9 protein-coding genes and 1 tRNA gene are annotated in these 17082 nt (G+C 31.1%); 1 reads left to right on the top strand and 9 read right to left on the bottom strand.

Features of this window, described 5'->3' with window-relative positions; translation table 11 throughout:
• Positions 1-65 precede the first annotated feature (65 nt).
• From argS to DYE58_RS01040, 7 genes are all read right to left on the bottom strand, one after another.
• Entirely contained in the window at positions 66-1772 is a 1707-nt protein-coding gene (argS, locus tag DYE58_RS01010) for an arginine--tRNA ligase (protein WP_004822974.1), read from the bottom strand.
• Between the two features lie 10 nt (positions 1773-1782).
• Positions 1783-4152 carry an endonuclease MutS2 gene (locus DYE58_RS01015; RefSeq protein ID WP_115311926.1) on the bottom strand — a complete coding sequence of 790 codons (2370 nt, stop codon included), beginning with the start codon at positions 4150-4152 and terminating at the stop codon, positions 1783-1785.
• Positions 4145-6490 (bottom strand): U32 family peptidase, encoded by a 2346-nt coding sequence (locus DYE58_RS01020; RefSeq protein WP_115311927.1) that lies wholly within the window; start codon positions 6488-6490, stop codon positions 4145-4147. The genes DYE58_RS01015 and DYE58_RS01020 overlap by 8 nt, the downstream gene beginning before the upstream one ends.
• Positions 6480-7019: a cell division protein ZapA gene (locus tag DYE58_RS01025; protein WP_004822981.1), complete on the bottom strand. Its 540-nt coding sequence runs from the start codon at positions 7017-7019 to the stop codon at positions 6480-6482. Before DYE58_RS01025 ends, DYE58_RS01020 begins: the two co-directional genes overlap by 11 nt.
• Positions 7020-7029: 10 nt before the next feature.
• A complete protein-coding gene (gene pheT / locus DYE58_RS01030) occupies positions 7030-9414 on the bottom strand; it encodes a phenylalanine--tRNA ligase subunit beta (protein ID WP_004822984.1) in 2385 nt (794 codons plus the stop codon).
• Between the two features lie 12 nt (positions 9415-9426).
• Entirely contained in the window at positions 9427-10449 is a 1023-nt protein-coding gene (gene pheS, locus DYE58_RS01035; RefSeq protein WP_004822985.1) for a phenylalanine--tRNA ligase subunit alpha, read from the bottom strand.
• A gap of 153 nt (positions 10450-10602) precedes the next feature.
• Positions 10603-12003, bottom strand: a complete 1401-nt coding sequence (locus DYE58_RS01040; RefSeq protein ID WP_004822988.1) for a uracil-xanthine permease family protein — start codon at positions 12001-12003, stop codon at positions 10603-10605.
• 480 nt (positions 12004-12483) lie between these two features.
• Between DYE58_RS01040 and DYE58_RS01045 the strand changes: the two genes are divergently transcribed.
• A tRNA-Cys gene (locus tag DYE58_RS01045) sits at positions 12484-12557 on the top strand.
• A 91-nt stretch (positions 12558-12648) separates the two neighbouring features.
• Here DYE58_RS01045 and DYE58_RS01050 read toward each other — a convergent pair.
• Both DYE58_RS01050 and DYE58_RS01055 read right to left on the bottom strand, forming a co-directional pair.
• Positions 12649-13992 (bottom strand): butyryl-CoA:acetate CoA-transferase, encoded by a 1344-nt coding sequence (locus DYE58_RS01050; protein ID WP_004822990.1) that lies wholly within the window; start codon positions 13990-13992, stop codon positions 12649-12651.
• A 75-nt stretch (positions 13993-14067) separates the two neighbouring features.
• Positions 14068-17082 (bottom strand): UvrD-helicase domain-containing protein, encoded by a 3015-nt coding sequence (locus DYE58_RS01055; RefSeq protein ID WP_004822992.1) that lies wholly within the window; start codon positions 17080-17082, stop codon positions 14068-14070.

Raw genomic sequence — 17082 nt, forward strand, 5'->3', positions numbered from 1 at the left:
TAATAGGATAATAGTATAAATACTAATAAGAATATCTGAAGCGCTAACTTCAGATATTCTTTACTTTACATTTTATTTGGAGCTTCTATTCCCAAAAGTCCAAGTCCTGATTTAATAACTGTTTTTACTGCATATGCAAGCATAAGTCTTTGTCCTTTTAACTTTGAGTCTTCTACTAATATTTGAGTAGAGTTATAATACTTGTTAAATTCTTTTGCAACTTCTGTTATATGTCTTGTTATAAAGTATGGTTCATACTTTTCATGCGCGTCTATAACTACATTTGAGAAATTATAGATGAGTCTTAATAAATTTATTTCAGATTCTTCTTTTAATAAATTGTCTTCTACATTAATTTGTTCAAAGTTTCCCCTTTCAAGAATCGAGTTTATTCTTGCATGAGTGTATTGAACATAAGGTCCAGTCTCACCTTCAAATGAAAGAGTGTTCTCCCAATCGAAAGTATAGTCCTTTATTCTTTGATTGAAAAGTTCTTGGAATTTGATAGCCCCCACCCCTACTTGCTTAGCAAGCTTTTCTTTATCATCAATATTTTGACCTTTTTCTTTTTCACGATTGTTCAAAATTTCCATTACTTTTTCTATAGATTTATTTAATAAATCTTCAAGATAAACTACATTACCTCTTCTTGTTGAAAGAGTTCCTTCTTGTAGAGAAACCATTCCAAATGGAACGTGAACTATCTTTTCAAACCAATCATATCCCATCTTTTCTAATACATATTTTAATTGTTTAAAATGTAATATTTGTTGAGAGCCTACAACGTATATAATTTTTTCAGGGTTGTGTTCGTTTTGTCTGTATACAGCCGTTGCTATATCTCTTGTAAGATATATTGTTGAACCATCACTTTTTATAACTAGTGCTGGCGGTATATTGTGTTCATCTAAATTTACTATCTTAGCTCCATTAGAAATTTCTAAAATACCTTTTCTTTCCATTACTTCAACTTCTCTAGCCATCTTGTCCGAATAAAAAGATTCGCCCATATAAAAATCAAAATCCACATCTAAAATCTTATATACTCTCTCGAACTCTTCCATTGAAACTTCTCTTATCCATTTCCAAAGTTCAACAGCTTTTTCATTTCCCTCTTCAAGTTCTTTAAACCAATATCTGCATTCATTTAATAATTCTTCGTTATTTTCAGTTTCTTGGTTTATTTTAACATACAATTTTAAAAGTTCAGGTATAGGATTTTTTTCTATTTCTTCTCTATTCCCCCATTTTTCAATTGCAACTATAAGCTTCCCAAATTGCGTTCCATAATCTCCCAAGTGGTTATATGAAGTTACATTATATCCTAAAAATTTGTAAATTCTTTTTAATGAATCTCCAATAATTGTAGTTCTTATATGTCCTATGTGAAATGGTTTGGCAATATTGGGAGAAGAATATTCTATTATTACATCTTTTCCTTTACCAACATTTACTCTACCAAATTCTTCTTTTTCCTGTTCAACAGTATTTAAAACTTCTTTGACAAGTTTATTTTTATCTATAAAGAAATTTACATAAGCAGCTTTTGACTCAACTCTTTCCAATAAATCACTATTGATTGACTCAGCAACTTCTGCTGCTATTATATTTGGGTTCTTTCTATATACTTTTGCAAGAGAAAATACTGGAAAAGCATAATCTCCCATATCATAACTTGGTGGTGTTTCTATCAAAGAAAAAATCTTCTCATAATCTAAACTATCAATTTTTTCTGCAAGTATGTTAGCTACTTCAGCTTTAAAATTTAGCATCTTTACTCCTTTAGTTTTTAAATTCCACTACTGTAGCACCATATCCTCCCTGATTATTCGGAGCATCCTCATAGTGCTTTACGTATTTGTTTTTTCTTAAATAATCTCTTATTTTTTCTCTAAGTACTCCCGTGCCTTTTCCGTGAATTATTCTAATTTCTTTAATTCCAGACAAATAGGCATCGTCTATGTACTTATCTACAATAACTCTTGCATCTTCAAAGTTATTACCTCTTATATCAATTTCAGACTTAATATATTTACTCTTCTTATCTATTATATTTCTCGTCTTTGTCTTTTGAACTTCTTTTTCAGCATTTGTTCTAATTAATGTATCAAGAGGTAATTTCATCTTCAACATACCCATTTGAAGTAGTACTTGATTTTTTGAATCCGGCAACTCCAGCACTACTCCTTCAGAATTTAAAGAAGTAGATCTTACAGTTTCTCCTACCTTTAATTCTCCTATAACTTCATCAGCTTTTTCAAGTACAAATTCATTCTTTTTCTGAGCAGATTTAAAACTTTCTCTGTATAAATCTTGAGCTTCTTGTAGTTTTCTCGCTTGAGCAGAATTCATTTGTTCTCTCAACTCAGAAAGTTCATTGATTACAAGCTCCATATTCTCTCTTGTAGTAAGCACCAATCTATTAGCTTCTTCTCTAGCCTTTTCTAAAACTTTCTCTCGCTCTTGATTTAACTTTTCAATTTCTTTTTTTAGTTTCTCATTTTTCTTTTTATATTCTAAACTTTCGATTTCAGCAGCTTGTTTGTACTCTTCGATTCTAGTCCTATCCTTCTCTATAGAAGATAAGACTTCTTCAAATTCAATATTATCCTCTGAAATCATCTTCTTAGCATCTCTGATTATTATATCCGGTAAACCAAGTTTGCGCGAAATTTCAAAAGCATTACTCTTGCCCGGAACACCTATCAAAAGTTTGTAAGTTGGAGAAAGTGTATCCACATTAAACTCCATTGAAGCATTCTGCACTCCATCAGTTGAAAGAGCATAGAGCTTCAGTTGATTATAGTGAGTTGTAGAGATACATCTTATCTTTCTTCTCAGCATAAAATCCATTATAGACCTTGCCAAAGCAGCCCCTTCAGTAGGGTCTGTTCCAGCTCCAAGCTCATCGAATATAACTAAACTCTTAGGCGTTATTTCCTTTAAAATTTCTACGATATTTACCATATGAGATGAAAATGTTGATAAAGATTGCTCGATACTTTGCTCATCACCAATATCAGCTAACACTTTGTCAAAAATAGCAATTTCTGAATTTTCCATCGTAGGAATATGTAATCCATATTGCGCCATCAATGTCAAAAGTCCCAAAGTCTTTATAGATACAGTCTTACCACCTGTATTAGGTCCTGTTATTATTAGCGATGTAAATTCTCCTCCCAAACTAATATCTATTGGAACTACTTTTTTCTTATCCAATAAAGGATGTCTAGCAGATTTTAAATTTACATATCCCTTGTCATTTATAATCGGTTTTCTACCATCATACTCAAGCGATAGTTTTCCTTTTGCAAATATAAAATCAATCTCTCTAAGTAAATCTTGATTCAACAAAATTTCGTGTCTAACATCATCTACTCTACTTGAAATTTCTTGTAGTATTCTCTCAATTTCTTCTCGTTCTTCTACTTCAAGAGACCTCAATTCATTGTTTATATTTACAACTGCAAGTGGTTCTATATAAACTGTTTGTTTACTCGAACTCACATCATGAACAATTCCCTTTACCTTGGATTTATGCTCATTTTTAACAGGTATTACATATCTTCCCTCACGAATAGTCACTATTGCATCCTGTAAATATTCACTTCCAGAAGAAATCATAGAACTAAGTCTTTCTCTTATGCTGTCTTTCTTCTTAGATATCTGTCTTCTTATACTAGATAACTTTTGCGATGCTGAGTCAGCAATTTCATTTTCAGATATTATCGCATCAGAAATTGTATCCTCTATCTTTTTAAAAGCCATCAATCCATCAGCATAATTTACCAATATTTCAGATTGTAAATCAGAATCATCAGGTGCTAGATAAGTCTTTAAGTATCTTGAAACTCTTAAGAAATCTCCAACTTTTATCAACTGTCCAGCTGTAAGATATCCGCCTATCTCAAGCCTTTTCATATATCCAGACATTTCATATATTCCAAAAAGAGGCGGTTCACCTCTTTTTATTATATAATCTACAGCTTCTGTAGTTTCTTTAAGCCTTTGCATCACTTCTATCTTATCCATGGATATTTTAACTTCATCAGCATATTTAACAGCTAATTCAGATGACATCATAGCTTTTAATTTTTCTATTATTTTGTCAAATTCTAAAACTCTATAAGATTTTAAAATAGGTTCATCCATTTAGAACCCCCCTGTTATAATGTCCATAAGTTATATTCCCGTATTTATTAATCAAATTGTTTTTTACTCTCTTATCTTCAAAATCTTTTCTATTTAAAATATTTTTGTATAACTCAATAGTTTTATAAATATCTTCTCTTAAGTTTAATTTAAAACTTCTTATACCATAATCCATGTAAGTTTTTATTTTATCAGACAACATAATAGGATGAGAGTTAAATATTTCGGAAATATTAGAATTTCTTTCAACTAAAAATTTCTCTCCCCTAGCATCTTCTAAATAAAATCCTTTTGAATATTTACAAGCCTTACAGTTAGAATCTATTGAACATCCAAGATTAACAGACATAGGACAATGAACCATTGTCATAACTGGTAACAACCCATGAGAGACTACTTCTGTATACTCTCCATAATCCTTTGCTATTCCCCTTATCTGTTCCTTGTTGAGTTCTGGAGAAAGACAAATTCTTGTAAAACCCATTTCTAATAAATTACTTATCGTAACCTTGTTAAATACATTTAGCCCTATATCAGCTACTTTATCTATAGATAAATCTTTTAAAAGAGATATTTGAGATAAATTATTTAAATACACTTCGCCAAAAACTTCTGTAGACTTTAAAATTTTCAAGGACTCTTCAAGTTCCCTTGTAGATTGAAACTTTTGAAATACTCCGCTCAATTTTACGTTTTCTTTGATGGCTACTTCTTCAATCTCTCTATTAAATCTATCAATTGGAATACATACTTTAAGACCATCAAAATCTTTTATCTTTTTTAAATCCTCTACAGAATAAATCTCTACAGATAAATTCTTTTCAAATTTCTTTTTAGGTTTATATAAACTATAACTTATCTTTTCTACATTTCTGTCATGTAAATATTTTTCGTCTAAAATTTCTAAAGCAGCTCTTCTCAAGTTATTTATTTCTGATATTGGAATAAAAATATTTTCATCCATCTCTAAATTTAAATCTATTAAATTATATACTGTTCCGCCGAGCTTAGAGATATTTTCCGCTATCTTATCTCTTGAAACACCTTTCTTTTGAGCTTGCTCCACAATATACTCAGATTCATATTCAACTGTAAAATCATCTGTTCTTAACTTGATATTAGGTTTTTGACCAATTTTAAACTTTACTTCTATTGAAATATCTCTGTACTTGATATCTCTGTTTAAATTTTCTTTTATAGCTCTATCTAAATCCTCAGAATAATTCCTATATATTTTTGCCGTAGCATTTAAATTTTTTAATAGGCTCCATCTATTAACGCCTTTTGGATAATCTTTTTCTGCTCTAAATCCAAAACTTTTGTTTTTATCAAATATTTCAATCCCATCTCCACAAGAAATTGAATCAAATAATTCTATTTCAGCAAAATCTCTACCTACATTTAAAACTTTCCCTATCTCTCTACCTCTGTTACTTGGTTTTTCAATAGTTATAAAGTCTTTACCAAATTCTCCAAATGCAAGCCCTGAAGTAAACCCTCTGCTAAAAATTTGTTCAACATTATCTTTATCAATTTTTGTGAGTGTGTTATCTATTGCCTTTCTATACGAACTGACAACTTGATATACATATTCAGGATTTTTCATTCTTCCTTCAATTTTCAAAGAAAAAATTCCATTTTCGACAAGCGTGTCCAATGTATTTAGAGAATTTAGGTCCTTAGGAGAAATATAGTACTTACTTTCAAACTCTCTTCCGTCCAAGCCTATTATCTTATAACTCTTTCTACAGGCCTGCGCACAATCTCCACGATTACCTGACCTTCCACCTATCATGGAACTCATCAAACATTCTCCAGAAAAAGATACACACAAAGCCCCATGAACAAATCCTTCGACATCTAAGTTTGTATTCTTACTAACCAAACTCATATCTTCAAGACAAGTTTCTCTTGCCAATACCACTCTTTCAAAGCCAAAATTTTCTATAGTCTTAGCCCCATAAAGATTATTTATTGCCATTTGAGTACTTGCATGGACTTCTATAGGCAAATTACTTTTTGCAACTGTAATTCCAAAGCCCATATCTTGTACTATTATTCCATCGACTCCAATTTCATTTAAATATTCAACCAATTTAAATGCTTCATCTATTTCGCTGTCGAGCAATAAAATATTAGCTGTTACATAGATTTTAACGCCTCTTAAGTGAGCATATTCTACAGCAGCCTTGATTTCTACTCTATTAAAATTAAAAGCTTTCGCTCTCGCACTAAATTTATCAGTTCCTAAATAAATGGCATCAGCCCCGGCTTTGACTGCGGAAATTAAGCTTTCCATACCACCTGCCGGAGCTAATAACTCAACTCTATCTATCATTTAAACTTTCAATCTCTCTATTCAAATCTATAATTCTCTTTTGAGCCTCAAATATCTGCTCTTCCAAAGAATTCTTTTCAGATTTTATTTTTTCAACTTCATCTGTACATTCTTTAATTTTCAAATTAAACTGTTTTGCATCTTCTATAAGTTTTTGATTTTCATTTACTAAAGAATCATAATCCTTTTGTTTTTTATCATATCTATCTTTTAATTTTTCATTTTCAGCACTTAAAGAAACTAATTTAGTTTTCAACTCTTCAAGTTCATTTAAAGTATTCAAATTTTTTTCTTCAATAGATCCTTCTTGTATACTATTGATTTTATCTGCTTCTCTATCCTTTTCTTCAAGAATATTTAAAGCAGTTAAAATTAGTGCTTGGACTTGGTTTAGTCTATAATTAGAATTTTGTACCATCTTAATTCTCTTGTCTAAGTCATCGGCAAATTTTCTAACCTTTTGTTCTTCGCCGCCAACCACATAGAAGTTCATATCATCTATTTGAACTTTTACTTTTCCACTGCTCATATATTCCTCCTTAAGCTCTTAAAGTAGCATCAAATTTATCTTCGATGACCTTGATAATTTTATCAGTAACTTCACTTACTTCAGTTTCTACCAACGTCTTCTTTAAAGACCTAAAAATAAGCGAGAACGCAATTGATTTTTTATCAGCTCCTAAAGCTTCTGATCTATATATATCAAATACTTTGAATCCTTCAAGTAAATCAGAACCATTTTCTCTTGCTATTTTTTCTATTTCATAAGCTGGAACTTCATTGTCCATAATAAATGCCAAGTCTCTCTTTACAGATGGATACTTTGGAATTTCCTTAAATAAATAATTTTCTTCAGCAAAATCTAAAAGTTTATAAAAATCCAGTTCTGCTACATAGCATTTCTTTTTAAGATCATAATTTTCAAGAACTATAGGGTGAACTTCTCCAAAGAATCCTATACTTTCACCTTCAACAAAAAGTTCTGCAGAAACTCCAGGATGTAAAAATTCTGTCTTAGCTCTATTCAATTCAAATTTTTCAATTCCAATTTGCCATAGAGCTCTTCTTATAACTTCTTTTAAAAAATAGAAATCTCCTAAATCATAAAAACCTATTGACAATTTAGTTACTTCTGTAGGCAATTCTTGACCTTCTTTTGGAATAAAAGTATTTCCAAATTCAAATCCTGCTACATTTAAATTTCCTCTATGTGCATTGTATGAAAGAACTTCCATCATATTCGATGTAAGTGTAGTTCTCATAATGCTGTATTCTTCGCCAAGAGGATTTATTATTTTTACAACATTTCTAAGTTCATCTTCTTCATGTAAATTCAACTTATCGAAGTTTTTAGGACTTACAAATGAATAAGTCATAAACTCATTAAATCCAAGTGACAAGAGAACATTTTTGACTCTTCTCTCAAGCATTCTAAGTTCAGACCTTCCACCAACTGAAAGGCTACCTTCAAGCGGTTTAGCTTTTATGTTGTGGTAACCATATATTCTTGCTATTTCCTCAATTAAATCTTCTTCTATCTCAAGGTCTAATCTAAAAGTGGGAATTGTAGCTGTAAGTTCTTCTCCTTTAACTTCAGTTTCAATAAATAGTCTATTTAAAATTTTAGAAACTTCTTCAGTAGTAAACTCCATTCCTATAAGCTTATTAACTCTTGAAGTTCTAAGTTTTATTTTTTTCTCTTCAACTTTTTCAGGATATATATCAAATTCTCCTGCTATAATATCTGCAAATTTGATTTCCTCTGCAAGTTCACAAACTCTTTGAACTGCAAGTTTAGCAGATGTGATGTCAACACCTTTTTCAAATCTTGAAGACGCTTCACTTCTCAAACCAAGTCTTTTTGAAGTCTTTCTGATTGAAGCCTTATCAAAATTAGCCCCTTCAAGTAAAACTCTCTTAGTAGTAGGTTTTATTTCAGAATCAAAACCTCCCATAATTCCAGCAAGACCTATGGCTTTTTCTCCGTCAGTTATTACAATATCTTCTGACTTTAAAGTTCTATCTTCTCCATCTAAAGTTTTTAAAACTTCATCATCTTTAGCTTGTCTAACTACTATCTTTCTAGACTTCAAATCATCCAAATCATAAGCATGAAGAGGTTGACCGTATTCAAGCATTACAAAATTAGTCAAATCAACTATGTTGTTTATAGGTCTAACTCCTGCAGCTACAAGATGATTTTGTAACCAAAGAGGAGACGGTTTTATCTCAACATCTTTTAAAACCTTAGCATAAAATCTCTTACAATTTTCAGTTTCAATTGTTATGTCGTCAAAATATTCATTAATATCTTCAACTTCATTCTTTATTTGAGGTTTTTCAAGCTTAAGAGGTATGTCAAAAGTTGCGCTAGTTTCTCTTGCCATTCCTATGATAGAAAGACAATCCGGTCTATTTGGAGTTATTTCAAATTCTATAATTTCTCCATCTAATCCCAAAGCTTCTATTGCTGAAATACCTATTTCTGTTTGCTCATCAAAAATATATATACCGTCTTTAGCTTCTTTTGAAATAACAGATTGGTCGTATCCAAGTTCTTCTAAAGAACATAACATACCATTTGACTCAACACCTCTCAATTCGCCTTTTTCTATTTTAACTCCACCCGCTAGACTAGCCCCCGGTAAAGCCACTGGAACCACAGCTCCTTCAAATACATTTTGAGCTCCTGTAACTATTTGGATGACTTCGTCTTTCACATCTAATTGACAAACAACAAGTTTATCTGCGTTTGGGTGTTTTTCAATTTTTAAAATCTTTCCAACTACCACTTTTGATAAGTTTCCAGCTCTATTAATTATAGATTCTACATGAGAACCAGTTAAACTCAACTCGTCTGCAACTTTCTTAATATCTAAATCTAAATCTATATAATCACTTAACCATTTAACCGGTAAAAACATTTAAAGCCTCCACTAAAATTGATTCAAGAATCTATTGTCATTTTCAAATAACAATCTTATATCGTTCAACTTGTACTTTATCATTGCAATTCTGTCTATTCCCATTCCAAATGCAAATCCAGAATATTTTTCAGGATCAATACCGCAATTTCTAAGCACATTTGGATGTACCATACCACAACCTAAAAGTTCCATAGACCAACCGGTATTGTGACAACTTGGGCAACCTTTACCACCGCACACAGTACATGTTACATCAACTTCGGCTGAAGGTTCAGTAAATGGGAAATAGTGTGGTCTAAATCTTGTCTTTATTTCGTCTCCAAATAGTGTCTTAACGAATATATTTAGTGTTTCAAATAAATTAGCCATAGAAATTTTCTCGTCGATAATGAGTCCTTCTAATTGGTGGAACATAGGAGAGTGTGTAGCATCTACTTCATCAGACCTAAAAACTCTTCCTGAACAAACCATTCTAAGTGGCGCTCCATATTCTTTCATAGCTCTTATTTGAACCGGTGATGTTTGAGTTCTTAAAACCGTCTTATCATCGATATAAAAAGTATCTGATAAATCTCTTGAAGGGTGGTCCATTGGAGCATTTAAAAGGTCAAAGTTATTTGCAACAGACTCTACTTCAGGACCATCTATAACCATAAATCCCATAGTTATAAATAAATCTTCAAGCTCTTCAATAGTCTTTATAAGAGGATGCTCATGACCCACTAAAAGAGGTTCTTTGTTTAGAGTTATGTCTATTCTTTCACTTTCTAATTTTTCCAATAATTCCTTATTTTTTAATGTACTAATTTTATCTTGTAAGCTACTTTCTATTTCAGTTCTCACTTCATTTGCAAGTGCTCCTATAATTGGTCTTTCCTCTGCAGAAAGATTACCCATTTCTTTCATCACTGCAGTGATTTCGCCTTTTTTACCAAGATATTTAACTCTTAATTGGTCCAATTCTTTTAAATCTTGAATTTCATTTAATTCACTTTGGACTCTTGCTTTTATGTCTAATAATTTTTCTTTCATTACATCCTCCGATCCATTGTACCTATCATTGTATTATAGCATTTTCAAGCATACATATCAATTTAAGCTAAGTAAGTATCCATAATACAAACTCAAAAATAAAATATGACATAAAAATAAGCAGCGGATTTTACCACTGCTCACTTAATCTTTTTAATTGTCGCCTTCTTTGATCATTTGTTCAGCCATTTCTTTATCCTCTTTTGTTGGAGGGAATATTATGTTTGCAAGAATAGAAATAATACAAACACAAGCAACAGTATCTTTAAATATAAATTGGAACATTGGAGGAAGTCCTACAAGTGCTTCTGGGTGAGAACCAAGTCCAAGACCTAATCCAAATGTAATTCCTAAAACGATTATATTTCTATCGCTAAATCCAGCTTTAGTAATCATCTTAATACCATTAATCATGATCATAGAAAATACAGTTATAACCGCTCCCCCTAAAACACTGTTAGGCATAATGTTAAATAACATACCTACTTTAGGAAGGAAAGCTGAAGCCATAAGAACAAAAGCTCCCATAGCAACGCACCATTTATTTACTACTTTAGTCATAGCAACTATACCAGCATTTTGACCAAAAGCTGTATTAGGAAGTGCATTGAAAAGAACTGCAACTGTTGAACCAAGTGCATCCGCTAAGATAGCTCCTGAAGTTTCTTCAGCTGTTGCTTCTCTATTAAATCCTGCAATTGTTATACCATTTGAGTTACCTATTGTTTCAAGACCTGAAACAATGTAAATTGTAGCAAAACTTACTACAGCTCCTAGAGGGAATTTCAATTCCCATGGTTTGATTATAGGAAGTGGAGCTCCAACTACATTGGCATTCATTACAGGTGTGAAATCAACTTTACCAATAAACGCAGCTACTATGTATCCGATTATTAATCCAACAAGTATAGAAGATATTTTCCACATTCCCTTCCCAAATCTTTGTAAGAAAGTGATTACAAAAAATACTAAAAATCCTAAAGCTAAGTTTTTAGCTGATCCAAAATCTTCAGCACCTACTCCACCTGCGAAATAATTTACACCAACTCCTAAAAGTTTTACACCCATTGTGATAAGTACACTACCTACAACCAAAGGTGGGAATAAACCTTTTACTTGTTTATAGAATAAACCTATTATTACTTCTACCATACTTCCCAAACAAGCAGCTCCTAATACTACTGAAAGTGCATATTCAGGTCCAAAACTAGAATACTCTCCTCCAATTGAAGCCGCTGTAGACACAAATGCAAAAGATGTTCCCATAACTATAGGCAGACCCGCCCCTATTTGAAATTTACCTATCTTAATTGGGTAAAGTTGAATAAATGTTGTAAGTCCCGAAACAAACATAGCACATTGAATCATTCTCAAACTCAGTTCAGTGCCATTTAATCCCAAAACACCTATTAATATTAAAACTGGCGCTAAATTCCCTGCAAACATTGCAAGTACGTGTTGAAAACCAATAGGAAATGCAACTTTTAAACTTGGTTTTCCCTCTAACTGGTAGATAAGCTCTTTATCGCTTAATCTGTTTACGTTTTTTTCCATAACTCTCTCCTAATCTTAATTTAATTTTATCTCAAGAAAAGCCTTTGCCGTATATCAAATTAAATACATTTATAATAGCGTGGTAAAATATTACCTACTTAATATTTAGCAAATCCGCACAACCTATCAAATCTAACGCATAACACATAGGATGTCTTGAATATGTAAAAGCTTTTCCTTCAACCTAAATAAATTTCTTTATTTTACCATTGGTAAAATGTCCTAAAGTTAAAAAACATATGTCTATAACTCAAATTTGGATCATGTACTTAGTTACTATCCATACCCTCAGCTATTCGGAACATTGAAAACGTATGTCGCCTTTAGAAAATATTTTCATTTACTTCGTTATTATACAATTTTTTTTCATATTTTACAACATCAATTTTGATAAAGTGTTTTCTAAGTGAAGTAAATTAATAAAATGAAATTTTCTTCTTGAAAAACATTTCAAACTATGTTAACATTATTAAAGTATTCGGCGACATAGCCAAGTGGTAAGGCACGGGTCTGCAACACCCTTATCGCCAGTTCGAATCTGGCTGTCGCCTCCATGAAAATACCCACGATATTAATATCGTGGGTATTTTACTTATATATTCTTTTAATATTAAATATTAAAAGCGACCAATGGTCACTTTTAATTTATTTTCTATTTGATTTTCTCCAAATTCCAGCTTTTTCAGCTTGCTTTATCAAGTCTTCTCTAAATTCAGGAGAAGCTAAGTTGATAATTCCTTCAGCTCTTTCCCAGGTTGATTTCCCCTTACAGTTAAAAATTCCGTGCTCAGTTACAATATAGTGTGTGTTAGGTCTTGCTGCAGTTATAATTGTTCCCGGCTCAAAATTCAATACAATTCTTGATTCTTCTTTATCTTCTTTCTTGTTATAGAATTTAGATGAAAGACAGATGAAACTCTTTCCACCTTTGGATAAATAAGCTCCAAGCACAAAGTCAAGTTGTCCTCCAGCTCCTGAGATATGTCTAAATCCAGATGATTCAGAAGAAACCTGTCCAAATAAATCCACGTTTACTGCATTGTTTATGGAAACAAAGTTATCCAATTGAGCTATAACTCTCGCATCATTTGTGTATCCAACTGTTGAAGCCATACAAGATGGGTTATTGTCTACAAAGTCATATAACTTTTTAGTACCTGCAGCAAATGCATAAGTTTGTCTATATCTATCTATATTCTTTCTAGCTCCTGTAATTTTACCCGCGTTTGCAAGATCTACAAAAGCATCTACTAACATCTCTGTATGAACTCCTAAATCTTTTAAGTCACTTTGTGCTAATAGAGAACCTACTGCATTAGGCATACCACCTATACCAAGTTGTATACAACTTCCATCTACCATTTCTCCAACTATAAGTTCTGCTACTTTTTTATCTACATCACCGAAAGATCCAGCTGGAAGTTCTTTAATATCAGGATTTTCTCCTTCTACTATATAATCCACTTCAGAAATATGAACTACATTTTCAACTCCGCCCAAAGCTACCGGTAAATTTTCATTTACTTCCACAACTACTAAATCAGCAACTTCAATAGCTGCTTTTAAATGAGAAGCATTTAACCCAAAGTTGAAATATCCGTGTTTATCCATAGGTGTAGTTGCAAGATATGCAATATTTAAATCAATGTTTTCTCTGTACCATCTTGGCAATTCTGAATATCTAAGTGGTGCGTAAAATCCCGCATCAGTTTTATTGATTCTATTTCTATCAGCTCCACCTGCATGCCAAGTTTTCCAAATAAAAGCATTTCCTTCAGGGTCTGCATTAAAAATTTCGGGAACCCCCATCAAAACACCGCCCATTACAACTACGTTTTCAAGTTCTCCTGCACGTTTAGCAAGTGCCTTGTCTATTGCAACTGGAGTTTGAGCTGCCCAAGCAAAATCAATAGTGTCTCCACTTTTAACAAATGAAGCTGCTTTTTCAGCAGAAATCAGTTTATCTTGATATTCTTTTTTAAAATCCATAAAATCCTCCGTTAAATTAAAATTAAATGTTTTCCTTAAACTATTTCCTTTATACCCTTATATACAACATAAATTTCATATTTTATTCGAATTTTGTACTTCTTCCACGAATCTTTTAAAATCTAAAATTCTTTCTTCCAATATTTCTTCACTTATATCTATAATATATTCTCTTTTGTCAGCTAAAGAAAATAACTTTGCAGAGTTTACTTTATTACCAGTTATCTTTGAATATGCATAAGAGTATATTTGAAGTTGAGAAGAATAGTGTTCAATTTTTTTCTTATTCATTCTACCAGTCTTTATATCTATAATTTCTATTCCATTTTCTGTGCTCCTTACTTCATCTATAAATCCATGTATTATAGCATTCTCAATACTTAAATAAAATTCCCACTCTTTATGAATTGCCTCATTAGAATTTTTATTATAGTATTCTATCAACTCTTTAAGTTCTAAAATATTTTCAATTTCATATTCTATTCCATATCGTTGAAGCTCACCTTCTATAAATAAATCTATATTTTCTTTAGGTTTTTCAGCATATTTATGAATTATATTCCCTTTTATTATAGGATCTATCTGCCCTATACTTCCTCCTAAATTGAGTTGCGCATCATTGTCTAGCACATATCTTTTAAAGTATAAATCTTTATCTTCTCTATATAGCATATATTGAGAAACTGAATAGTATTCAGATATTCCTGTTTTTGAATAATAATTATCTCTTATCAATGTTTTTTTATACAAACTTAGTTTATCATCTGATTTTTGCTTAGATATAAAACTTTCAACTCTTCTCTTTTTATTCTTAACTTCAAGGTCTAAATAATCAAATTCATTCAATTCTGATTCAAATAAAAGTTTTTTATATGTTTTATCCGGTATTTTCGCCAAATTACTATTGTATGCAAAAACCAAAACTTTCTTTGCTCTTGTACACGCAACATAAAATATCCTAAGTTCTTCTTCTAATTGTCTTAACTCATTTTCTCTCTTATTAATTTTAAATATAGAATTTCTTCCTTCTATATTTACTCCTATTCCCATTTCTCCAATTTGGAATAATGAATTACCATTTCTCATCTTATATGGCTGGTCACCATCCATAAGTATTACATAGTCATATTCTAACCCCTTTGATTTGTGTGTAGTTATGAGATTAACAGCCGTGCTTGATGGTTCTTGTTCAATTTCTAAATCCTCTATATGAGCTAAAAAGTCTAATATATTTGATGAGTACGCACATTCATAATTTATAGCATACATAATTAATTGCTTTAAATTCTTTATTCCTGTTTCTCCTTTGAAATAATATGCAATCTCATAAAAATCCAATTCCAATATAATTTTTTCCACTAAACTAGATATACTTAGAACTTTTGAATACTCTCTTAACTTTTCTAACTTATCCACTGCCACACTAAATTTTTCTCGATCTGAATCAGATAAAAGATTCAAGAAATCTTCTCCCCATTCTCTATATTCTACATATTCATTAGCCAATAAAAATATTGCATTTTCACTTAATCCAACTTCAGGGGTTTTTAAATAACTCAAATAACTAATTATATCCTCTGAATTATAGATAGCTTTTAAAGTTATAATTAAGTCCTGTATTTCTCTATTTTTATAAAACCTAGTGGCTGTGTTAGAAACCTCTATATTTCTCTTTACAAGTTCTCTCTCCATAGATTCCATATTCTTCTTTTTTCTGTATATTAAAGCTATCTCTCCTTGAGGAACACCTGAGTCAATTAAACTTTCGACATAGTCTGCAACAGATTTTACTTCATCTTCTGATTCAAGTATTTTAAACTTTTCTTCACCCTCAACATTGTGATTTAAATTAGAGTACTCATCTCCCATTAAACTTTTAAACAGAATATTGTACGACTCGATTAATTTTTTTGAGCTTCTGTAGTTTTCTGATAGTTCGAATGCCTTAGCTCCACAACTTTGCATCTTCCTTATATAATCTCTATAAGTTTGAATTGAACCTCCTCTAAAAGAATATATCGATTGTTTCGGGTCTCCAACTACGAATAAATTTAAATCTTTATTTTTTTCTTTTAATATGTCTAAAATCTTAGTTTGAATATGATTTGTATCCTGAAACTCATCAACCATAACATATTTATAATTTAGCTTTACAGTTTCTAAAACTTTTATAGCATATTCTTGTAAATCATCATAATCTAAAGCATTCATATTGTCTTTTGCTTGTCTATATTCTTCATCAATTTCCGAGATTAATTTTAAAACTAAATTAATATAATTAACATTTTCTAACTCAAGGTGCATCTGCAGCTTTAGAATCTCTTCTTTTATTTCTTCTATCAATTCAGCTTGCTTAGTGCTTGTACCTAAATTATTTTTAATCTCTTCTAAGAAATCTATAGTAGGCTCATTTAAAAATTTGATATATTCTTCTTGCTCTGTAAAATCTTTAAACTTATTTCGCCTTACCATTCCATCTAAATATTCATTTAATAACTCAATCAGCTTCGAAAAATCTAATTCTTGTAATGATTCTAAGGTCTTCTCAGTATTTTCTCTTACTTTTTCAAATGTATAGCCCAAATTCTTTATATCACAATACATTCCCATCAATTCAGACTCTAAAAATTCAACCGTTACATTCTTTGTTTCAAACATCAAATCATGTAAATCATCTATATTTTTATTCAATACGTGTTTTATTGAATTTTCAAGTAGTTTTGTCGAGTCCTGACTTTCAATAACCTTATACTCCGGGTCAATACCAACATTTATCGGATATTTTGAAATCAATTCTGAACAAAACCCGTGTATCGTATATATAGAAGCTTTTGAAATGTATTTTTGCCTTTCTCGCAACATTGGGTCATTAGAATTTAAAAGAGCTCTTTTTATTTTCAACTTCATTTCAGCCGCTGCTTTTTTAGTGAAAGTTATAGCCAAAATATTTTCTATATCTTCGCCACTTTTTAAAATATTTAAAAATCTATTAGTTAAGACTTGAGTTTTCCCAGTTCCAGCTCCCGCCATTAAAACTATATCATCATCAATATTTTCAGCCGCTGCTTTTTGTATTGCATTAAGTTCCAT

Source organism: Peptoniphilus indolicus (genome assembly GCF_900454665.1).
In the GTDB taxonomy this organism is placed as follows: domain Bacteria; phylum Bacillota; class Clostridia; order Tissierellales; family Peptoniphilaceae; genus Peptoniphilus; species Peptoniphilus indolicus.

Bases quoted from the DNA above. Each gene is read 5' to 3' on its own strand.
- argS (WP_004822974.1), bottom strand. From the start codon at position 1,772: ATGCTAAATTTTAAAGCTGAAGTAGCTAACATACTTGCAGAAAAAATT.
- DYE58_RS01015 (WP_115311926.1), bottom strand. From the start codon at position 4,152: ATGGATGAACCTATTTTAAAATCTTATAGAGTTTTAGAATTTGACAAA.
- DYE58_RS01020 (WP_115311927.1), bottom strand. From the start codon at position 6,490: ATGATAGATAGAGTTGAGTTATTAGCTCCGGCAGGTGGTATGGAAAGC.
- DYE58_RS01025 (WP_004822981.1), bottom strand. From the start codon at position 7,019: ATGAGCAGTGGAAAAGTAAAAGTTCAAATAGATGATATGAACTTCTAT.
- pheT (WP_004822984.1), bottom strand. From the start codon at position 9,414: ATGTTTTTACCGGTTAAATGGTTAAGTGATTATATAGATTTAGATTTA.
- pheS (WP_004822985.1), bottom strand. From the start codon at position 10,449: ATGAAAGAAAAATTATTAGACATAAAAGCAAGAGTCCAAAGTGAATTA.
- DYE58_RS01040 (WP_004822988.1), bottom strand. From the start codon at position 12,003: ATGGAAAAAAACGTAAACAGATTAAGCGATAAAGAGCTTATCTACCAG.
- DYE58_RS01050 (WP_004822990.1), bottom strand. From the start codon at position 13,992: ATGGATTTTAAAAAAGAATATCAAGATAAACTGATTTCTGCTGAAAAA.
- DYE58_RS01055 (WP_004822992.1), bottom strand. From the start codon at position 17,082: ATGGAACTTAATGCAATACAAAAAGCAGCGGCTGAAAATATTGATGAT.